Below are 22,178 nucleotides of genomic sequence, written 5' to 3' on the forward strand. Positions count from 1 at the left end.
CCTTTCGTGCACGGAGGTTATCGGGTTCCCAAATGCTTGGCAAGGCAGCTGGAGCACCAGACGGATTTTCCTTTCATCCGCATCTCGCGGATCTGAGCCACGCTGCGGTTGTAGATGAAAGCGCCGCAGTCGTCACAGTGTTTGGCGCTCAGGCAGTCCGGGCACAGAATGTCTTTGTTCTTGCGTTGAAGGCTCAGGACTTTACCGGCGGTTGTGGCAAATTCCTTGCCGCATTCCGAGCAGGTAACGCGGTAAGTCTGGTGGTTCAGATTCTGCTGAATATCCCAGCAGAACAGACAGAGCATGGGCTCACGGTTCGCCTGACGGCGTTCATATACATCCTTGCCCAGATTGAATGGTTTTCCGCAGTCCTCGCAGACCAGATCGACCATTTCGGTGCCGTCCTCGGACACATCGGAAATATCCTTGTACGAGTTCGGAATCAGTTCGTCCGTGCTGTGCCCAAGCTCGATCTGGCGGACATACTCGGTCATGGTCTCGGCCCACTCGGCAGCGGTTGAACGTTTTTTGTTGGTGAACGTGTTGTAGAACGGCGTTTTGACACGGCGTGTGGTGTGGCTCCAGATGTAGCGCGAAAAGCCGACAGGCGGGTTGAGTTTGCTGTTGGCAGGCTGGTCCTCATCGTCCGAACGGTAGGGATACGGAAATGTACCGGCAATAATAGCATCGACTACATCCTGATTGTTGTTGTTGCGGCTCTCGTAGGGAGCACGGCCAAGCGTGAGGATCTCGAACAGCAGTACCGCGAGGGAATACTGCTCATCCTGAATGGTGCGGGTAAAGCCAAAGTCCACTCTGCCGAGGCGTTTCATCTCTCGATGGCGTTCCGGCGGCGTGTAGCGCACCGTGCCGACTGGACAGCCGAAAGCGCCGACCTGGTAGCTGTCGCAGTCTACAAAGCTGACACTGCAGTCCTGCGCGACCATAAAGTTGCGCGGATTGATATCGCCCATTAAAATATCGTGGCTGTGCATCTGCGCAAAGATGGACGCAATATTGGCAGCAATCTGTGCCAGACTTTTGCGCGTCCAGCCGCGCTCGATGATGCGGCGCTGCCCACGGCCGGGATGGAACACGGTCAGCGCCAGTTCGACACCGGCGGCACTCGGCATGAGAAAACCGACCGGGATTTCATCCTTCGTGTACAGCATCGCGCACGGCCAGCAAAGACCGTGAATATGCGGATCATGCTGCACCATGTAGTCCAGCTTGTTCTTACGCTCAGTGTTCATTCGCTTTCCGGTGTAGATTTTGGCCGCCAGATGTTCCGGCGAATTGGTATTGAAGATTTGGCCTTCACCGCCTTCACCGATCTTGGACAGTAAGCGAATTTCGGAATAGTGTCCGTCCGGCCATGCGGCGTTGAGCACGGTGCCGGTTGTGCTGTGCGGCGCCTTCGGCTCTGTGGGAACCGGTGCAGGTGCGGGAGCCGGTGTGGATTTTGGGTCTCTCATCTCGGAGAGTATCGGACAGGTTGCACCGAATAACAGCAGTTCGGCTTCGTCCATCGGCTTGGACGTGACGAGGTTGCGGCAGGGCAGCGCGGCAGCGGCTTCTGACATGGACTTGTCCATGGTCAGAAGCCAGAAGCGCGTAGTCGGGTTCTGGAGAGCGGCGGCACGCAGATTGTCACTGCTGCTGCGGCTGGTGGTCGGGCTGTACACCACACGGATGAGACCGTGTTCGTTGAGTGCTCGCAGAGCCTTGATCGCGTTCTTTTCGCTCTTATGCAGCTTTTCCAGCGCGCGGCGCCGTTCCTCGTCGAATGCTTCGGTGTCGGACGGACGGCTGCTGCGGAATTTGGAGAACATCGTGCCGATAACGGACGAATCCAGCCAGAGCTGCTTTTTCTCCTTTGCGAGCAGCGGCAGCAGCGTTGCGGAGATATAACGGCGGCCGACTGCGGACTCGAACAGCGTTTCATCTGCTGTGAGCACAAAATTCTGCAGGACGGCCTGTAGCTGCTGTTCCAGCTTGAACATACGGCGCTCGGGACGGAGAGCCGCGCTGACCTCCTCCGGCAGACGCAGTTCATCCGGTTTGTTCTCGGCGAACTCCGAGGTATCGCCGGTCTCATCGAGCTTCTCGAGTTTTTCCGTGGTCTCACGGCGCTTTTTCGATCGTTTTTCGGTCTGCTCGGCAAGCTGCCTGCGTTCTTCCTCGCTGCCGCGCGGACGGAGCATCGAATAGGACAACAGTTCTTCCAGCTTTGTGCGGTCCGGATATTCGTAAATTTTTCCGTCCTTTTCGTTGATGTTGTAGTTTCGGATCACGTCCTTGACAGCGGCGATCTGCTCCAACGTCAGTTCGTCCGTACGGAATACCACACAGGCAGCGTCGTCAAGGTCGATCGGCGGCGCACTGAATTTCCGGTGGTACTCTTCTTCGATGCGTTTCCAGTACGCGCGAATTTCGTCCGCAAACGGAAAATCCTCTTTTTTGCACAGCGGTACCGTAATGCGCTGCAGCAGCTGAATATCCTGCTTTAAGCTGTCTGCTGTGATGTTTTGAATGCCCTCGATCGTGTCGTGCGAGTACTTGTTTCGCAGGTGAATCGCTGTTTTCAAGTTTGAGGTATAACTCTCTGTGTTATCCATCAAATTGAAGTAGCGAAAGAAATTTTCGCTGTCTATCGGGTGCTCGTCCGGTTTTTTCTTATCGAATACACGTTCATGACCGTGAGCCAGATATTTTAATGTACACTGGTAATCAATAGAGGAATATGGGTCGGACGGTACTTTGTTCGGATCGCCGTCATACTTGTTTTTCCCTAAAAGATTCTTGCCATATTTACCTTTTACTTTACTTTCCAGAAAAAGTCCTCTCCAGAACTCCGCATCGGATACACCGTCGTCTTTATTCGCCGCTCGGCAGCCTTCGGCCAGAAACCGGCGCACACCATCGGCTTCGGTCAGGTTTTTGCCGAACAGGTTGGCCATGCGTTTCTGTTCATAATCCAGTTCGATGCTCTGCTGTTGTTTTTTCGCCATCGTTCTCCCTGCCAATCCCTTTTTGTGTTGTTTCCAGTTTATCATATATGCAGCAGGATAATTTTCAATTTCCATAGAAATCGCACCTGCCTGAAATGTTACAAAAAACCAATTTTAATTATAGCACATTTGCCTTGATGCGCAAGGGAACCGCAGCCGAGAAATCAGCTTTTGTACCCGTGTTTTCTATCGTTTTTGAAAGAACAGAACGGTACTTTTGCGGTATACTGCAAATGCCGTCAAGGGATGGCGGCATTTCTTTACTCCTTTCATAGAGACAGAAGATTATCCACACCAGAGTGCCATAGAAGGAGGAATTTTTCATGGCAAAACGTTTTTTCAAAGTACGGAGCTGTATCGCGGCGGCTTTGTGCATCGCATCACTGTCCGCCGTCAGTGCGCAAGCGTTCTCGGATGTTTCACCGAATGCTTATTACAAAACGGCGGTGGATTGGGCGGCCTCCGAAGGCATTACATCGGGCTCGGACAAGGAACACTTTTCGCCGGACAAGCTGTGCTCGCGTGCACAGACGGTCACGTTCCTGTGGCGGGCAAACGGCTCGCCTGCGGTCAGCGGGAACAATCCGTTCACAGATGTAGCGCCGGAGGATTATTTCTATCAGGCGGTGCTGTGGGCCGTGCAGAACGGCGTCACATCCGGCACCTCGGCAACTGAATTTTCGCCGTACAAACAGGTAACACGCGCTCAGGTCGCCACGTTCCTGCATAGAGCCGTCGGCAGTCCGAATCCGCAAAGTATGGCCAGATTTGCGGATGTGAGCAGCAGCGCGTATTACGCGAACGCTGTTTCCTGGGCTGCAGCCAGCGGCATAACAACAGGTACGTCTGCGTCCGCTTTCTCGCCGGATAAGGGGTGTACCCGTGCCGAGATAGCGACCTTCCTGTACCGCAGTAAAAACGGTTCCACGCAGACGACAAAACCGGAACCTGCGCCGGAACCGACACCTCAAGTGACGGAAAAGCCGGTCAGCGACCTGACGAAGCTCGACGAGAAGAAGGAAGAGACCAAGCCGGAGATCGTCGAATCAGACAAGACGGAGGACACGCGGGAGCCGCATGAGACACCGTGCGTCACCGATGCGGAAGGTGCGTACAACGCCATCTATCAAGCAATCGTCAGCTACACAACGGAAGTGGACCTGCGGCAGTACCATGTCGATTGGAATACCTTCTACAAGGTGTGCAACCAAGCGATCGACGACGCCTATGTGTTCGACCCGGATGGTCCGTATCGGCATTTCTCCTTTGACACCACGCGCAAGACCAATAACGAGGTTGCTCGCTTGACGATCGGGTACGAGTATCTGAACGGTGCAGACGTTAATATCAAGCGAGAACAGTACAAGAATCTGCGCAGCGCGGTCAAGATCATCGTAGGCGAAGCTGTCACCGACGATATGAGCGACTACGACAAGGCGAAGGCGCTGCATGATTATCTGGTGCTGAACAACGAGTATGATATGCGCCTGTACTCCGGCAATATGCCGCACATTTCGTACACCGCGTACGGCGCTATCCTCGAGCATACCTCGGTCTGCGCCGGATACGCCTATGCGTATAAAATGCTGCTCGAAGAAGCGGGGATTCCGGTCGAATACGTCCGCAACAGCAACCATGCGTGGGATATCGTGCAGATCGACGGTGAGTGGTACCATGTGGATACCACTTGGGACGACCCGACGCCTGACCGCAAGGGTTATGTCCGGTACGACTACTTCCTGCGCAGCGACAGCTTCATGTCCCGCGATCATTCCGGGTGGACGGCGTCCCGCAAGTGCACCAGCACGAAGTACGACAACACGACCGTTCTGAATGACGAGGAGCAGAAGCAGCAGGAGGAACAGGAGCAGTACAACGCGCTGGTCAATGAAATCCTTGCGCAGATGCAGCAGCAGCTGGCGGCGATGCCGTATCAGGATGCCGAGTCGCTGCGAAACGCCGAAACCCTGACGAACGATGACGTTTCCTGCAAGATCTATATTCCTGCTGACAAGTATGAGTACGGACCGATGCAGAAGGCGTGGGAAAAGCTGACCCAACTGAATACCCGTGAGGATTTCGTCATCTGCGGTACGGCTAAAACGCAGAAGACCGAGGACAACCGGTGGTATTTCTCGGTGTTCCGCAAGGACATTCAGGCGGAGATTCAGCGCCGTCAGGACGAGAACTCGCAGGCGGTCTCCGAACAGGGTGAGAAACTCATCCTCGAGCTGCAGCGCGCAATCAAGTCCGGTGAAGCGGCGGACTACGTCTACAGCTGCCCGAACTATTCGGAAGCGGCTATCAAGTACGCCTGCGACCGCATGAACGCGGACGATTACAGCTTTGAGGACTATACCCACATAGACTACATGCTGTTCGAGATGCCGACCAGCGTGGAGATCCTCAATCACCGCTGGGAGCAGAACCGAATCAAAGCGTGGGCAGAGGTGTTTGAACAGGGTATCCGCAACCGCGAGACCCGCATCACGGTTGACGTGCCGAGCACATACGACCCGGGCTTTACGCCGGTTTCCTCCGAGAAGGACTTCATTTCCTGGGGTGCGAACAACGCTTTCTACGAAGGAAATGTCGTGGACGGCATGGTAGCCGGTAAGGATTTTCGCAAGGTAAAGAGCGGGTTCAGCACCGACACCAGCGGCGAGATCAAGAGCTTTTTTGTCGAGGTGGAGTATCTGGACGCGCAGTCGTAAGACAAACAGGCGATAACCCAATAGGATTAGTTGAACGAAGAACCGAGGGCTGTTCCGGCGTATGCAATAGGAATGGCCCTCGGGTCCTTTGGTTGCGTTGGTGCGAACCGCGTGATATAATATTATTCAAGAGATGGTTTGGGGCAGGTTTGCACCGCAATAAACGGCTAATTTTATCGGTAATAGCGCTGTAATATCAAATTTTTGCAGTGATTATTATAACAAGTTACAGAAAAAACAGCTGAATAACTGAATTACTTCGTTATTTTTATGCTGTTTTGCCGAAACATTTCATACCTCTATGGGGACAGCAACGTCATCATGCTGATGTAGTCCACCTGCGCAGCGAGAAAACATTTCACACCCCTATGGGGACAGCAACACGATTGCGAGAGGCATTGTCTCGTACATTTCGCGAAACATTTCATACCCCTATGGGGACAGCAACCCCGCGTAAGTGTAATCACCATACTGATAGGTAGCACGAAACATTTCATACCCCTATGGGGACAGCAACGTTAAAACCGTCCATGTCCGCGCCGGTGTCGAATGGAAACATTTCATACCCCTATGGGGACAGCAACATAGAAATAATCCACTTGTTTTTTCGTGAACGGTGAAACATTTCATACCCCTATGGGGACAGCAACTCCTTAGCAACCTCTGTGCCAGAACCCATTGCAAAACGAAACATTTCATACCCCTATGGGGACAAAAAGAAAACCGATATGTCCAATTGGACATATCGGTTTTTACTTTATCCGCTATTGTTATTTACATGTTACGCCGCCCATACCGAGCGCCGTTTTAATGCCGACGCCCGCATATGGTGCAAAGTGCAGCAGCAGATTCGCCATCGTAAGATGAAACCCATCCAGACGGCATTTAAGCGTCAGCTCTCCGGTGAATCCGGGAATGGACTGTCCTTTGAGCAGATAATCACGGCTCGACAGCCGGTACTCGGCAATGCGAAGTCCGTTTGCGATCGCCTGAATGCCTTCGCCGTCCTCGTCCTCGATCGGACAGACCTCCGCAAAACAGCCGTTCCACTTGTTCAGCAGATTTCGCATAATGAGCGGCACGGACGGCAGATTGACATAGCTGCCATCACTTTTGAACGTGGTCGGCGTGAGAAACCGCAGCTTCATTGTGCGGTGCTCGGGCAGCTGCAGCAGTGTGTCCGCCGAATCAATATGCTCAATCTGCATCGTGTTGACATGCAGTGATTGGTTTTCTCGACGCAGCCAGTAGCGGTCCTGCTGCTCAATGATCGGGGCCAGCACGGCTTCGCTGTCCGCGCCGAGGAGATTTACATGCCAGATCACCTGCTTGTCCTGCACAGTGATACAGCTGCTGAGCGGCGTGACGCCGTTGCTGTGCATACGCTCGCCAAAGCCGTGCGGTGTCAGTGACAGCAGCGAAGAATACAGGTGGTAGCCCCATTCCGGAAAAATACGCGTTTCGTGCTCCGGCAATAGGGTGATTTGGTAGTGGGTGATCATGGTCTATACTGTCCTGTCATTTCCTGATACTTGCGATAATACTTACTGTGCGTGGAATTTCGGCTGACAATGCCGCGTGCTCTTTTTAAATAACTGAGCGGTACGGCAGCAGGCAGGGCGGATTTCGATACATTATCATTGATTTCCAGCTCTGCATCAGACAGTTCGCTTTTTGCTGTAAAGCTGCTGTCGATTACTTCGCGCTCACTTTTCAGCGGTGTATCACATATTTTCTCCACACCTCGGCAAACCGCCTTCATATAGTAATCCAGATAGGGAAGTTCCATCGCCTGAAAGATATCGCGTTCGATACAATGGAGCAATTTAGGTTCCGTTTTGGAACCGCGCGTTATCATTTCGGTATAAAACAGATCATACCACATTTTGCACTCTTTGTTTTCCGAACGTGCTGCCGGATTCTTACCGAAATTCTGAATCACTGTTGCCAGTTCAAGCAAGCTGTCCTGCAGTTCCATCGCCAAGCCTACTTCTGATTCGCAAGCGCGCAGCGGTTCTGCATTGCTCTCCTCGTCATCAATGGATACTTCAGTGTTTGTTTTCTTGGTACGTTTCTTCTGTGCATCCAGCCGCAGATATTTCATTGTTTTGTGAAGAAAATGCGTGAATTGGCCTTCTTCTACATTAAATCTTTCGAGCAGCTTGCCGATTGCATCAATAGGCTGGTCTTGCCAGAACGCACTATCCTCATTATATACTTCGCCCCATATTTTAATATACAGACCCTGTTTATTGGGATCTTCACCTGACATCTGGCTCCACTTGACTGCTAATTCATCTAAATTAACCTGATTTGCCACAATGCTCACCTCAGCTTTCCGAGATGATCTGCTCGATAACAGCGCGCGGATTCTTGACCTTGTTGGCTGCCAGTAGACGAGTAATTTCGTCCAGTTGGATGAGCGCGGTCATATCGTTGACATACGCACCCTTTACTTCTCTATCTTTGCGGTCGATACGTCCGTATACCAGGCAGGAGATCGAAGCGTTATCCAGCAGGCGGTACGCATACTGGATGGCCATTATCATAATCTGAGACAGCGGCTTCACGCCATAGGTCATGCAGGCGTACATTTCATCGTTGTCATGCACCATCTCGATTAACCTCTGGAAGGCCTCGATATTGCTGCGTACACCTGCATCTGCCGGAGCAGATACCACTTCAATACCACGCGGATAAGTGAAACCGATCTTTTCACTCATCTCTTTTACCTCTTTTTCAAACTTTTTCAGATTTTCCCGGCAATTTTCGATATCTGTCTGAATTGCGATAATACGAACTTCTTCCTGCGGCTTTGCAAACGCGTGAAGTGCAGTTATAATCGGAAACGCAGTTCCCTCATCCATCTGCAATACTGGGTTATCGACCGCATGGTATACATACTTCTGCAGCGATCCCGGTGCCTGCAACGGTGTCATACTAAAGAATATTTTCATTTCTTACCCTTCTTTTTCTTCGTATTTGCTTCACGCGGTGGCGGCTCCAGGTGCTTCAGTGCATTTTCAATCACTTGCCTGATATAAGCCGCTGTGACTTCTTCAAGCGGATGATAGCCGCACTTTACCAGATACTCCATCAGCAGGTCGATATCCGAGGTACCCTCATCATTAGCATGGTTTGTCATATTGCGAAGCTGCTTAATATACAGATAATCCCGTGCAATTGTCTGCATCTGCGGTGTCGAATAGGCTGGATTTAGCTTATATCCAGAATACGGCAGGATCTTTCCCATATCTACAATGGTTTCAATCTGCTCGACATAGTGTGCATCGCCGTTTTTGTCCTTTTGTGCACGGTAATAGTCGCTCAAACCGAATTTATTCAAATATTGCGTACAGTGCGAGGACCGTAAAAAGCCTTTTACAAACTGCGATACATCCGCATCGACATATTCGCTTGAAGGCTGCAGCGGTGTGCCGTCATCAATGCGGAGGATATCACGCTTGCCGAAGATTTCCGCCGGAATGCGTTCGGTATAAACCGTTATTGCCTGCTGCAGCATATCTGCGGACAGGCACCATCGAATCAGTCCTACCGTAGTCAGTTCCCGTTCTCGAAATGTGTAGCGAAAAGCCGGAATGAGCACACGCAGCAGCGGATCACTGCATTCGCCGACTGCTTTCAGCGCCCGATTGAACTGTGCCATACAGTCGTTGATTTGACGTGTTCTGCACAGCGTGATCGCCTCGTTAAGCGCTTCGAGTGCATCGAGCAGTTCGCCGATCCGTTCGTCCTGCGGCTCTGCGCCGAAATACTTGCGCAGGGTGCGCACATTGCCGAACGAACTCATCTCCTGCATGCCGCCTACCAGGTCGAACATGCGGAGCAGATCGGATACATCGGTGATCTGCTGGTTGTTAAAATCAGCATAGGTTGCACCGATCGTCTGATTGTGATTATAGGTCAGTACGCGGCTGAGAAGCAGCAGATACATCATCGTGTTGCGCCACCCGCCGGTCGTTTCCAGCAGAATTTCATCACCCATGCTGTTTTTGCCCATGCCGCCCGGCTGGATCTCGTTCAGAACACGCTGCAGCGGACCTTCGGTAAACACCTCGTCATTCTGAAAATCAATAATCTTAAAGATATCGTCCGGTAATTTAATCTGCTTTTCTCGTGCGAACTCCAGAATATGCGTTTTGAAAAAATCCAGCGTGCTTTCCTTTGCCTGCGGCGTTACGATACAGATGATCGACCGGACATCCGGATGTGCCAGCAGCATGGCCTTGACCGGCGCTTCGTTGGTCTGCGTACCGGTGATCTTGTGGGCCTCGTCCATGCCAAGTACACCGGCCGCGCAGGCATAGTCCTGGGTTTTCCGCTTGGATTCATCCTCGCTCAGCAAGCTGAGGAATAAAATAATTTTTTTCGCCATGCTGACCTCACTTTTTCTTCTTTTTCGAGGATTTTCCGGTATTCGACGAATTAGTCTTTGCACCAAATTTCAGGAGCAGTGCAGCTGTTGCATCCTCTGCAGAATCATACTTCGGCGCATCCTTTTCGGCTTCCTCACGCAGTTCGGCAACCGACGGCAGCGGATAATACATTTCCTTGAACAGCAGCCGCTTCGGTTCCTTCTTCTGGTCGATCGTCAGGTAATCCACCATTTCCGTATCCTCTCGGATCGTCTTTTTCAGATAGAAGAAGTCCTTGATTTCAGGTCTATCATCCATTTCCGGTACGGTTTTCGATTTATTATCGTTCATAAACTGTTTATACGCCTGGATGAATGGCTTATACTCTGCGGTTCTTCCTGCGCTCTCGAATCCGGAAGCCGAATAGAGTGCTGCGAAATCGAACAGCCGCAGATTGTCCAGTTTGACGCTCATACGGCCGAAGCCGTATGGCTTGCCCATGCCAATCGACTGATAGCAGCCATCATTCAGCAGCAGCGACCATAGCAGCAGACCGAGTTCGTCCTCCTTAAGATTTTTGAAGCGAATTGTACCGCTGAACGCAGTTCCCTTCTTCATAGGACGCAAGGTAGTCAAAACCTTTTCATTGCCGCTTTGCGGCAGCGGGAATTCTACATCTTTAAGCCAATACTGCTTAAAACCGTTTAATTGGAAGGCGTCTTTCGGCTCATTAGGCTCATAAGAATAGTGCTTTCCTTCCTGCACATATCCCTCGAAAAAGCTGGGTTTTGGCTCACCAAGAACAGTTTTATACTCATCAGCAGACACGGCACTGCTTATGGCTTCAAAATCGCCGAAGGACACGCGCGAACGGTAAGATGTATTACTGCTTTTTTTGTTTTCGTCCTTAAAATTATGTGTAAACCCTAAAACCGCATGTGGATAGTCCAGTGGAAGCTCATTCTGCGAGGTAATACGCTTCTGCATTTTCCGAAAACGCTCGGGCAGCCCTTCCGCAATGGAATGCGAATGACCGATGCGCAGATAGCGTGCCATGCCGAAATAAATGTGCCCATCATAATTTACATAGAAAACCGGCTTACTCTGTCCCTCCTCCGGCAGCTTCCAGAACTCCTGATACGCTTTCGCCGTATTTTTGCGCGCTTCACAGTCCGCCTGATAGGACAAGCGGTCAGCTTCCGAAATATCAATGCCGTGCTGATCTCTGTCGATCGGCGGAAAAACATACAAATGGTTTTCTTTCTGTACCGGTTTTCCGGTAAACAGCAGGATACCGCGTTCCTTGTATGCCGGTGCATTTTCCGCTTGATACAGTGCGGTGACATTTTTGCCGTCCGACTCATATGCGACTGCTTCTGTGCAGGCATATTTTTCTTTACCGAATACTTTTTCTGTCAGTTCACGCGATACACGCAGTACCGGCGTTTCTTTCGGCAGCGGATAGATCCGGTATAAGCCGTTTTCTCGCACCAGATAACCCGCGTTGATATTGTGCGGTATGGAAATCGACTTGCCGCTCCGGGCCTTTTCCGGCTTTACACCCAGCGTATCCTGATAGTATTTGCGCAGCGGTTTGCGCGCACCTTTTCCTGCAATTTCGCGGTAATAAATCTGGTAATCCTCCAAATCCTCATCCTTGAGAACCAAACCATCCCCAAGAATCTGCATATTCTCCCTTACCATGCCGCGAATGGTAGAGCCGGGAATCATATAGTTTCCGTTGGCGCCGCGGAAGAAATCCGCGTTTTTCTGTCCGTCCGACACGAAAACCGGCGTTTCTGCGGTAAGCGTCAGATGAATCTCACCGGTGAGCAGGTCTGCACAAAGTTCGTCATGCGCAGGCAGTTTGCTTACATCGGTATACCGCATAAACGGCTGACGATCGGTAAACGGCACGAAGTTATATGGTGCACGAACGGTGTTTTCCAATGTTTTCGGCGGATAGTAGTTATCGTCCTTCGCCATTCGTTATTCCCTCCAATCGTACAGGCAGACGGCGCTCACACCGGCCTGACCGTCCTCATCAAACGTCAAATATTCGCGCACGCTGATTTCACTGCCCAGATTGCCCTGTAATTTCTTATACTGCTTTTCGATGTACGGCATATCGTCCTGTAAAATCACACTGCGGGCCCTCAGTTCGCCGTTCTCCCGGAAAATGCGGATTTCGGTATCGTGATCGAAAAACCGTGCTTCTATCAGCTCATCCCAGTTGATATCTATCGGCATTTTGCCAATAACAACACGGCTCAGCTCGGTCACCATGACGAACTGCAGCTTTTCGGCCTGTTGCAGAGCCTGTTCTATGCTATCTATCCGTTTCATGTGCGTTCCTCCAGTGCATGCAGCCAGGCCGAAACCAGATTGTCCGTGTCGTTCAGCTTGCAGCCGTCCGCGCCGAATGTCATATCGGCGGTTTTGTCCCCGCACGCGATCGCAATGCGGGATACCTTAATATAACCGCGTCCGACAGCGCCGCCGCTGCCCAGATTATATAACCCGAGACCGAGGTCGCGCAGTGCGTAAACCAACAGCGCACAGCCGCAGATATCATCCTGCGGTGCTGTGATGGTCAGCGTGACGCCGCTTTTCAGCGGTTCTTCGGTAAACAGTCCGCGGCGTATTACGCCTCCGGTGAATTTATTGATGCGGATACGCGAGATCTTCTGCTCTTTCGCCTTATCCAGCACCACATCGGTGAACTGCACCCGACCGGCAATGCCGTTATCGCCCTGTGCCGCACCGCGTCCAAACAGTTCATCCACGCTCTCCGAGCAGTGGAGTAAGTCGGCGATCGCCTGCACACGGGCACGCACAGCACCCTTGACCGACGAACCCGGCAAAACTGCCGTACCGTTCTCCTTAATGTTCTGAATAATCTCCTTACGCGTGTTATTCTCATCGTATTCAACACGCGGAACCGAACTCTTGATCAGAATGCTGTCCGCAACGCCGTTGACTGTGAATGTACATACACTTTCCGTGCAAATCTCCGGCAGTTCAAGCGTTTGGCCGTCAAATTCATCCTGCAGCCAAGCCTCCCGGTCGGCCTTGTCGGTCATGTGATAGATCTGACTGCGGACTGTCAGCGCAACCCGTCCGAAGCCGTTGGACTTCTGTGCGCCCAAACGAATCTCGCCCGCGTGCAGCGCACCGAGCATCTGCTCGATCTGCGCCGGACCGTCCGTGTCGCTTTCCGCGCCCAGCCATGTCAGCGAGAATTTCATCACAGTGCCGCGTGCAATGTGGGCCACATCGAATTTGCCGCCGTCTGCCGCAGACCCCATTTTGCCGTTGATGCGCAGGCGCGGACGAAGCTGTATCGTGGTATCCTCCGCCGATTCCACTGCTTTTTCCTTGATTTCCATATCGGAAACGATGAGCTGTCCGAACTTTTCCTGTGAGCCGAACAGCGCATTTGCGGCGTTCTTATCCTGCTTTTCCAGCCAGCCGCGCAATGCACCTGCCAGAGAAGCAGCCTGCAGGAATGCCTGTCCGTCCCGGTGGCGAAGTACGCGGTCGATACTGCCGTCGGAAGGACCGGTACGCAAGGGCGTTTCCGTAACTGCCGTTACCTCATAACGAACTGCTTTATCAAACGTTGCCATGGCCTGCGTCCTCCTTTCGGCTGTGATCGAACAGGTCGCAGAGCAGCTGTACCCGTTCCGTTGTATTTATATTTTCCATCCACGGTTCTGACGGATGAGACAGCACTGTGTTGACCAGTTGCTTCATTTTCGCAAACTTGCTGGACGTTTGTTCACCCTTTTCCGCATTATGAGCAAAAAATCCATTCAGTTTTTGCAGAATATCGGCTTTGTGTTTGTGTTCCTCGCAAATGGCCTGGATAGAGCCAAGCTGGCTGTCCGAAATATCGCCGGCGAATTTCTTTTCACACTGCTCCATGATCCATGTCAGACGCTTACGACGCAGTTCAGCCATATTCTGTCGGCGCGGTGCAGCGGTGTACTCCACCGGCTGTTTTGCCTTGATGCTGCCGAACAGCGATTCCGACAGGAACAGCACCTGTCCGAACCCTTCTGCGCGGCGCAGACCCAATCCGCTCTGCTCGATGGCGGAAAGATGTGCCTCATCCGGCGATTCACCATCAAAGCTGATTTTGAACAGGCTGCCTGCATCGTACATGCGGACGGCCGGTGTGTGGCATCCCCACTGACGGTTAAAGCCGCCGTATTCGGAGACCGAAGTGCTGCTGAACTCGGATTTTACACTTGCCACACCGAGGTTTTCCGCGAGCACATCCCAGTTGATACCGCACGGCTCACCGTACTCGTTTGTCATGCTGAGAGGTGACAGCGCGAGCATATAAAGCACCTTGTTATTATCATGACGCTGCATGCTGCCGTATCGGCGGTACGCCGGAGCATCACAGGCTTCAATGCTCATGCGGCATTTTCCCATGCCATCATAACGGTCGGCGCCGATCCAAACCGTACCGCACAGCACCTCTGCCAGCTTGGGCGCAATGGATGCATCATCGAGCAGAATGTAGCCGTCAAACCGCTGTCCTGCGTCAATACTGCGTGTCTGAAAGATATTCGTCTTGTCAGCGCCGCGTTGAATGCGCTGACTGCCGCCGGTCCTTGCATTCCAGTAGTGCAGAACGCCGTTTTCGATCGTGCAGAACGAACCTACATCGGCACGTTTGGAGCCTTCGGAAATTTCGCCGTCCTCTAAAACCGAACGAAAATCGCTGCCGTCCTTCTGCTCATAAAAACCCTTGAGGGACGGGAGAACCGCCGGATTGTCATTCTGCACCGGAAATGCGCTCAGAAAGCGCGTTTTCTCGGTCAGCAGTGCAATTTTGTTGGCAGCAAACCAGTCTGGTTCCCGTTGAGCGAGCAGGCTGGCCGCCATACCGCGCACAGCTGAACCGGCAATGCAGCCGTGCGTATCCCAGCTGTTTTCGCCGGAACGGTTGTAGTCGGTCATGCTGACCGGCGTTTCCGTATAAAGCGTGTAATGCAGGCAATGGGTCGCTCCAACTGCCGGAAAGGCGGTTTTCTGCGCTTTTACCGGCTCTGCGATAACTTTTACATGGCCGAAGCCACGGCTCCGCATCGTGCCAAGCCACTTGATGCCGAGCGCGGACTCCCGCACGAGCGACACATCCTGCTCCTCACAGAAAATCTTGCCGATAAATTTCTGTCCTCTGCAAATACACATCGCCGAACGTAATGTACCCGTTTTCACAACATCGTTTTCTAAACTGGTAAACGTGCGGTGATCATAGCAGGTCTCGCTCTCCTCCGGCTTTTCTTCGAGTGTCAGCGGTGTCAGGTGCAGACGGCGTCCGCCTGCCGTACCCGTCCAGCCTTCCTTGCCGAGCAGTGCCTCTACGGTATCCGTCGGGCCGCCGCTCCACTCGAGCAGATCGTGCATGCTCTCACGCAGCAGGCCCTTGAAGGTAGTACCTTTGAGATACGGATAACCGTTTTCGTCCTGACAGACCGCGATATCCTCGCCGCCGGGAATGCTGTGACCTGAGCCGAAAATCGTATCGGAAAGCAGCTCCAATCTGACTTGTAATTCTACCTGCCTGCTCATGCATTCCCCTCCAGTCGCTCAAAGTGATCCATCATTTCGATCGCGTCAAAAAACAGACAGTGAGAAACCGGTTCACTGTTCCTGCTGCCGTCATCAAAGGTGCGGAACGGCTGCTTGTCGATCTCTTTGCCGTTTTTCAGCATGGCGGCAAATTGGGCATACTGCTTATCTGCCGTATCAAACTGCGCTTCAAATATCGTGCGGAGCAACTTGGTGATTTCACTGTCCTGCAGCGCATAGCGGCATTCCAGATCGCCCTGCTTGATGGCACCGCGCAGTTCCTTGAGCTTACCGCGCGCAATTTTTTCGCCGCATTCCTGCACCGCCTGCTTCATCTGCATACACATACCGCGTACGAAATCATAGGTGCGTACATTCATTTTCGTGCGCGCAGCCTCGTCCATTTTGCCCTCGAGCACCACCACCGGACGTAATTCCATGCGTTTTCCGTCCTCGGTCTGGTAGTCCGCACGAATCTCGCGGAGGTTTTCCTTGAGCTGACCAAATTCGATATGCCAATCCATCACAGATACCGAACCATCTCCGCAGAGCGAAACGCCGTATTTCTTCGCGCTGCTGCACAGTGCCTCCGCCAGATCATATGCCTGATGGAACGGATATTTCAGGTGTACCATAGCTACGCCCGCACAGGCCGCATAGGTTTCGCCGTCCTGCGGATTGGTCTTTGCGGAAAGATGCTTCATAAACCGTTCGGCACATTCCAGACCCAGACAGCCGCGCGCGACAAAGCACACATCATCACCGGCAAGAATGACCGGACGTACCGGAAGGATTCCGGTGCGGCCTGCGGGATTGTCGGCCTCGTAATCGGCCACCTCTGCCGCCATTTCCCGAAAGGCGGATTCAAAATCGTGCTGAATGCCCTCGCTGAAGCAGCGCAGCTTGTCGCAACAGGCGTCCCAACTTTCGGTTTCTGAATCGTACAGATTCTTTACACGCTTGCCCATCGAATTGCCGTCAATATGAACGACAGCAATAAAGTTCTCGTCGGTCAGGCCCTGCAGGTCTACAAAGTCCTTGGCGAACGCCCAGCCTTCCGGCGGGTCGATTGCGTTCGGTGCAGTAAGCGATGCAGCTTCCGCTTTCTGCTCGATGCCGAGCGAGGTCAGCCGAAAAGACGCCTTTCGCAGAGACTTTTTCTGCTCGAGCGCTTCGGACAGCCAAACCAGATTCTGACCCGGTGTCGCCGGTTTTCCGTTCTCGTCTGTCTCCCGATATTCCATCTGCTTGGCAAACAGCTCAAGGCCGTCATACTCGCGCATGGCCTTCTGCGTTACCTGCTCGGCAAAGCGTGTTGCCGTTGCTCTGTCCCCAAACTGGAGAATGGTGTGTCCGCCGCCTGCGTACACAAAATTCTCACGGCTGTTGTAATATTCCGGTGCAGCCTGCTTGAAAAATTCCTCGCTCGTCACATAGCGGATGATATCCGAACGTGCCGCGTTATCCCTTAGGTGGATGCTTGAAAATATATAATCCTGCTTTCTGGAAACCTCCAGAATCAAAAGTATTTTGCTCAAGGCACTGCCTCCTTTCGACATGATTTCATTATAGCACGATTTGGCAAATGTTCAATAATATTCAACAAGTTCTTGTAGGTGCATCCCGGCTTTTGTTGTGCATTTCGCCCTGTTTCGGGTGAGAAAAAAGTGAAAACAGACATCACCTCCTTCTTATGTGGATTTTTTATGTTACGCGGTCAGTCGTCGGTCGCGATGGAAATGATCTTCACGGCCAGACCGATCACAGCCAAAATCGTCTGCGGAGTCATGGATTTCACCTGCCTTTTTGTTGGATTTGCGCACTTTCTGCGGCTTTAGTCATCGTTTGCGATGCTGATGATCTCGGCTACCAGACCGAGGATTGCGATAATGCCCTGAGGCGTCATGCGGATTCACCTGCCTTTCCTGCTGTGATTCGGAATGCCTGTCCATCTATGTATGTATCACCACTCCCTGTTCCATTTCCTGAGGATTTAGAACGGCTCATCGGCAAAGCCGCCGATAAAGCCGATGATCGAGCCGATAGCACCGCCGACGGCTGCGCCTGCCGCCGTACCGACTTCCGCGCCGAAGAACGTGCCGACCGGTCCGAAAACCGAACCGCCTACCGCACCGACACCGGCAACGACCGCGCCGCCGATTCCGGCATCGGTGGTGCCGCCCATAGCCGCACAGGATGCGCCGTTGGCCATGCGTCTTGCAAATTCATTCATGCTTCCTGCCTCCCTGTCTTTGGATTCTCAGAACGTGTCAGTTCTTGTCGATCGTGTCGATGATCTCGGCTACCAGACCGAGAATAGCGATGATTGTCTGCGGCGTCATATATTTCACCTGCCTTTGCTATGTATTTATTTCAGGAGAATCAGTCCTTTGCCGTCTCCACCTGCTCTGCGACGAACTTCACAGCTTCGATCACCATCGCAATCGCGGTGATGATAACGCTCGGCTTGATATCTTTCATGGTGTTTTCCCTCCCTTCACTTAGTTATCGGATTTCACACGCGGTTTTTCACACTTCCCGGGAAATTTTTTTGCTCACTGCGCCAGACCCAGACTGATTGCCGCAGCCTGATCGACCCGGACCATCATTTCCACATTCAGGCTGCACAGATAGCGAGATAAGCGCGTTTTGTCGATCACGCGAATCTGCTCGAGCAGAATGCAGGAATTTTTCAGCAGGCCGCTGTCCGCACCGCACCAGACGTGTGTCGGCAGCGGCTTTTTCGTGCGGCTACTGGTCAGCGGCGCCACAATGACGGTCGGACTGTACCGGTTGCCCATATCGTTCTGCAGCACGACCACCGGCCGTTCGCCGTTCTGTTCGTAACCGACGCCGCCGTGTAGGTCGGCGAAGAACACCTCACCGCGGCGGATTGCGGTATGTACGCTCAAATGCTTCACCTCTTTTTACCCTTCTATTTCTATATCAGCGGATTTCCGACCGATTTCACACTTCACGAAAAAATTTTTTGAGGAGAACAGGAAAACCGCTGTTCTCCTTTTTGTCACAGCCGCCGGGTTTGGAGTTCCAGCTTGACGATCTGCTGCCAGTACAGGTGCTCGAAGGCGATTTCCGGCTCGGTCTGTCCGTCAGCCAGATGCAGCGTGCGGCCGGTGAACCTGCGTCCGGCGACCGACTGCAGCACCGGGCGTTCGTCCGCGAGCGTTACCAGCTCGGCGAGCAGTTCCACCGGCAGTACGGCGGCGATTGCATCCGCCTGCTCGATCAGCGGGCGCAGTACGTCCGCCTGTTTTACGGTTTGGGTGTACGGCAGCACCTGTACCGTATCGCCCAGCACGCGCGCAAGGTCGCGCAGCTGCGGTTCGGTCATGGCGTGGCGCGATATCCATAACACGGTTTTCAATTTTTCACCTCCCCTGCTGTGGATTTAGGTCTGCTTAGTAGCAGATGGTGTCTTTCACCCAGTCGAGGAGCGGATTGTCCTCGCCGAACAGCGGAAAATCCAGCCACGGCTCACGGATTACAAACATTCGGTTCACCTCCTGTCCTTTGAAATCCTTCTGCTTATATATCAGAAATTTTTCGGCGGTTTTCACACTTCCCGAAAAAATTTTTTTGAGAAGGTTCTTTGCCTTACACAATGTTATCGGTGGGAGGGGCGGGGTTTTCACAGTTCGGGCAAAAAAATAAAACCGACCTGTCAAAATTGACAGATCGGTTTTTGCTGCCCCCAAAGGGGCGCGAGTTGTTACATGAACGAGGTTAGCTACAAGCTCCAGACCACGCGTTGCTGTCCCCCGCAGGGGCGCGAGTTGTTACAAAAGAAGATTATCAACTATCACATTCCGCTGAGTTGCTGTCCCCCGCAGGGGCGCGAGCTGTTACGATAACTTCGCTAATCACGAAAGCAACCCGCTGCTCTCGTTGCTGTCCCCCGCAGGGGCGCGAACTGTTACAGCTTCCTAATGCCGAATTTGGTGTAGCGCAGAGTTGCTGTCCCCCGCAGGGGCGCGAGTTGTTACGATAACACACCGATAACAAACCATCAACACACCGAGTTGCTGTCCCCCGCAGGGGCGCGAGTTGTTACTTTAGCGCACTGAAGCCTCTCTTCAGCGAACTGACGTTGCTGTCCCCCGCAGGGGCGCGAGCTGTTACGGCAAAAATGCGAAAAATACAATGCGGATTTTCGTCATTCCTACAATCTTTTTGTATTATCTTCTGTATTTTTGCGTATCCATTCGTGATATTGTCGGTTTTCCCCGGTGCGAACCTGCCTGTAACAACCTTATTTACTGTTATTATAACACGAGGTTCGCACCAAATCAACCGGTCTCAAAACCTTCAAGTATTGCCACCGGTTGCAAAACCCGGTGGCATAAGCTATAATATGGGTATCAAAACATATATTCAAAACTCGCGGTGTCAAAACCGGGAAAACGGGGGAATTTACATGACATTCGGCTACGCGAGAGTATCCACCAAAACGCAGGCACGCGACGGCAACAGTCTGGACGCGCAGCAGGCGGCGCTGACGGCGGCGGGCGCGGAAAAAATCTATACAGACACCTTCACCGGCACGAAGATCGAGCGCCCGGAGTTCGACAGGCTGCGGGCGCAGCTACGAAAAGGCGATGTGCTCATCGTCACCAAGCTCGACCGCCTCGCGCGGTCGGTGTCGCAGGCGTCCGGCCTCATCACCGAGATGATCGACGAGGGCATCACCATCAACGTATTGAACCTCGGCATCCTGTCCAACGACTCGGTCAACACGCTGCTGCGTAACGTGCTGCTGTCGTTTGCACAGTTCGAGCGCGACATGATCGTGCAGCGCACACAGGAGGGCAAGGCGGTCGCGCGTGCCACCGACCCGAATTTCCGTGAAGGCCGGCCGCCGAAATTCGACACCGAGCAGCTTGACCATGCAATGGCTCTGCTTGAGGACCATTCCTACGCGCAGGTCGTCAAGCTCACCGGCATCAGCAAGTCCACGCTCATCCGGGAGAGGAAGCGGAGGAAAATGCAATCCATATGCCAAGTGGTTTAAGAACTCACGTGCAAAAGAATTACCTCATTAGCACTGGCGGCGGCATTGGCGGCACGTATGACGGCATCACCGTCACTGAAACCGAAACCGTTCTTTTTGTTGGAATGAAAGAATGGAATTCGGCTGCATGGGGGAATGATCCCAATAGTTTCAAGGCATGGGAACTTAAAAAGTGGTAATTTCATTTTCCTCAAATAAAAGAAAAGTGACAGGTTCTTGCCTGTCGCTTTTCTGTATAGTAATCTCCGATCTTTTCATTGGAAAAAGCAAAGTGCCGCGGAGAATCTTTTGCGAAGAAAGAATTGCTATAGCTTTTGTAATTCCGGGAAAACCTTTATCTAAGAAAAAAATACAATATTAACATGAATATCATGAATATAATATTGGAGGCTGTGAATATTCCCAAATACCTCCCTCTCAGATTCCTGTTTTCTTTTGCAATATATTTGAAACTTATCAGGCTTGCCATGGATGCAATCAGAGTGCCGAGACCTCCAATATTGGTTCCGACAATTAAGGCCCGGTAATTATCTGTAAAGCCGGATAAAAGAAGCGCAGCGGGAACATTGCTCATAATCTGACTGGCAAGAACAGCAGTAAGTGTTTCCCTTCCTGCCATGATTCTTTCCAGCAAACTGCTGAATTGCGGAATCCTTCCAAGGTTGCCGATAAAAATAAATAATGCGATAAAGGTGGCAAGCAGGGAGTAATCCACCCTGCTTATATTTTCCCTGTTTCTTAGCAGTATATATATAAGAACCAATACAAGAGGAATCTGGTATGGAATGATACGTGCAACAGTGAGCAGGCAGATTGTAAATAAGATCAGGTAAGCGGCCAGGTATTCCATGTTAAGTTCTTTTCTGTCCGAGAATCCCAAAAGAGTTTTATCTTTTTCGGAACCGCATACGTGAGGTGCTTTGGCAGCGGCTGCCTGTATCCATATCAGAAGAAGGATAAGTGCTGTGGCGGAATAGGGAAGCATCAGGGTTATTAATTCTGCCGCGGACATCCCTGCTCTGGCATATAGATAAAGGTTCTGCGGATTTCCGATTGGTGTGAGCATGCTTCCGAGATTAGCAGCGATTGTCTGCATGGCTGCTATTTTAAGAAGCCAGTAATTGCCCAGTTCCTTTGGCAGTTTATGCACAATGATCAGTGCAAGAGGAACAAAAGTAATCAATGCCACATCATTGGTGATCACCATTGACAGGAAAAAACATAAGAGTACCAACAGCCTGATCACACCCACAGTTCCCGATGTTCCCATCAGCAGTTTTTTGGCAAGTATATCAAAAACACCAACAGCCTTCAAACCAGCTACAATTGCCATCAAACAGAAGAGGAGCCCGAGAGTCCTGAAATCGATATAAGTAAAATAAGCCTTATCCGTTCTGACCCAGAACATAGAAAGAAGCGCCAGGATCACTGCAATTGACAAAACGGTTTCTTTCCTGAA

The 22,178-nt window shown here is 52.0% G+C and carries 17 protein-coding genes and 1 CRISPR repeat array; of the genes, 3 read left to right on the plus strand and 14 right to left on the minus strand.

From position 1 onward, the window contains the following. Positions 1-17 precede the first annotated feature (17 nt). Positions 18-3,011, minus strand: a complete 2,994-nt coding sequence (locus DWZ82_RS12555; protein ID WP_118481088.1) for a hypothetical protein — start codon at positions 3,009-3,011, stop codon at positions 18-20. A 323-nt stretch (positions 3,012-3,334) separates the two neighbouring features. Here DWZ82_RS12555 and DWZ82_RS12560 point away from each other — a divergent pair, with 323 nt between their 5' ends. Continuing rightward, positions 3,335-5,725: an S-layer homology domain-containing protein gene (locus DWZ82_RS12560; protein ID WP_118481089.1), complete on the plus strand. Its 2,391-nt coding sequence runs from the start codon at positions 3,335-3,337 to the stop codon at positions 5,723-5,725. Between the two features lie 283 nt (positions 5,726-6,008). Continuing rightward, a CRISPR array of direct repeats spans positions 6,009-6,444; the repeat unit is 32 nt; unit sequence GAAACATTTCATACCCCTATGGGGACAGCAAC. 51 nt (positions 6,445-6,495) lie between these two features. On the opposite strand, the gene cas6 is transcribed toward DWZ82_RS12560, so the two are convergent. From cas6 to DWZ82_RS12620, 12 genes are all read right to left on the minus strand, one after another. Then, positions 6,496-7,227: a CRISPR system precrRNA processing endoribonuclease RAMP protein Cas6 gene (gene cas6, locus DWZ82_RS12565; RefSeq protein WP_118481090.1), complete on the minus strand. Its 732-nt coding sequence runs from the start codon at positions 7,225-7,227 to the stop codon at positions 6,496-6,498. Next, entirely contained in the window at positions 7,224-8,045 is an 822-nt protein-coding gene (locus DWZ82_RS12570) for a hypothetical protein (protein WP_147356937.1), read from the minus strand. The genes cas6 and DWZ82_RS12570 overlap by 4 nt, the downstream gene beginning before the upstream one ends. A gap of 10 nt (positions 8,046-8,055) precedes the next feature. Continuing rightward, positions 8,056-8,448: a hypothetical protein gene (locus tag DWZ82_RS16130; RefSeq protein ID WP_442861238.1), complete on the minus strand. Its 393-nt coding sequence runs from the start codon at positions 8,446-8,448 to the stop codon at positions 8,056-8,058. 230 nt (positions 8,449-8,678) lie between these two features. Beyond that, the gene (locus tag DWZ82_RS12580) at positions 8,679-10,121 is read right to left on the minus strand and encodes a TM1812 family CRISPR-associated protein (RefSeq protein WP_118481093.1); all 1,443 of its coding nucleotides are present in this window, start codon (positions 10,119-10,121) and stop codon (positions 8,679-8,681) included. A 7-nt stretch (positions 10,122-10,128) separates the two neighbouring features. Continuing rightward, the gene (locus DWZ82_RS12585) at positions 10,129-12,087 is read right to left on the minus strand and encodes a TIGR03986 family type III CRISPR-associated RAMP protein (protein WP_118481094.1); all 1,959 of its coding nucleotides are present in this window, start codon (positions 12,085-12,087) and stop codon (positions 10,129-10,131) included. 3 nt (positions 12,088-12,090) lie between these two features. Beyond that, positions 12,091-12,447, minus strand: a complete 357-nt coding sequence (locus DWZ82_RS12590; RefSeq protein WP_118481095.1) for a hypothetical protein — start codon at positions 12,445-12,447, stop codon at positions 12,091-12,093. Beyond that, entirely contained in the window at positions 12,444-13,730 is a 1,287-nt protein-coding gene (locus tag DWZ82_RS12595) for an RAMP superfamily CRISPR-associated protein (protein ID WP_118481096.1), read from the minus strand. The genes DWZ82_RS12590 and DWZ82_RS12595 overlap by 4 nt, the downstream gene beginning before the upstream one ends. After that, on the minus strand, positions 13,717-15,690 hold the full coding sequence (locus tag DWZ82_RS12600) for an RAMP superfamily CRISPR-associated protein (RefSeq protein WP_118481097.1): 1,974 nt from the start codon (positions 15,688-15,690) through the stop codon (positions 13,717-13,719). The genes DWZ82_RS12595 and DWZ82_RS12600 overlap by 14 nt, the downstream gene beginning before the upstream one ends. Beyond that, on the minus strand, positions 15,687-17,228 hold the full coding sequence (locus DWZ82_RS12605; RefSeq protein WP_118481098.1) for a Cas10/Cmr2 second palm domain-containing protein: 1,542 nt from the start codon (positions 17,226-17,228) through the stop codon (positions 15,687-15,689). Before DWZ82_RS12605 ends, DWZ82_RS12600 begins: the two co-directional genes overlap by 4 nt. 455 nt (positions 17,229-17,683) lie before the next feature. Then, complete coding sequence (locus DWZ82_RS12610; RefSeq protein WP_118481099.1) at positions 17,684-17,923, minus strand: hypothetical protein; 240 nt, start codon at positions 17,921-17,923, stop codon at positions 17,684-17,686. A 322-nt stretch (positions 17,924-18,245) separates the two neighbouring features. Then, entirely contained in the window at positions 18,246-18,602 is a 357-nt protein-coding gene (locus tag DWZ82_RS12615) for a type II toxin-antitoxin system PemK/MazF family toxin (RefSeq protein ID WP_118481100.1), read from the minus strand. Between the two features lie 113 nt (positions 18,603-18,715). After that, positions 18,716-19,075, minus strand: a complete 360-nt coding sequence (locus tag DWZ82_RS12620; protein ID WP_118481101.1) for a hypothetical protein — start codon at positions 19,073-19,075, stop codon at positions 18,716-18,718. Between the two features lie 1,050 nt (positions 19,076-20,125). Here DWZ82_RS12620 and DWZ82_RS12625 point away from each other — a divergent pair. Together DWZ82_RS12625 and DWZ82_RS12630 are read left to right on the plus strand one after the other, a co-directional pair. Then, positions 20,126-20,719: a recombinase family protein gene (locus tag DWZ82_RS12625; RefSeq protein ID WP_118481102.1), complete on the plus strand. Its 594-nt coding sequence runs from the start codon at positions 20,126-20,128 to the stop codon at positions 20,717-20,719. Beyond that, on the plus strand, positions 20,704-20,898 hold the full coding sequence (locus DWZ82_RS12630; RefSeq protein WP_118481103.1) for a hypothetical protein: 195 nt from the start codon (positions 20,704-20,706) through the stop codon (positions 20,896-20,898). The genes DWZ82_RS12625 and DWZ82_RS12630 overlap by 16 nt, the downstream gene beginning before the upstream one ends. 155 nt (positions 20,899-21,053) lie before the next feature. On the opposite strand, the gene DWZ82_RS12635 is transcribed toward DWZ82_RS12630, so the two are convergent. Further along, entirely contained in the window at positions 21,054-22,160 is a 1,107-nt protein-coding gene (locus DWZ82_RS12635; RefSeq protein WP_199667493.1) for an SLC13 family permease, read from the minus strand. Positions 22,161-22,178: the final 18 nt, after the last annotated feature.

Source organism: Butyricicoccus sp. AF35-5AC (assembly GCF_003477715.1).
Classification (GTDB): Bacteria; Bacillota; Clostridia; order Oscillospirales; family Butyricicoccaceae; genus Agathobaculum; species Agathobaculum butyriciproducens.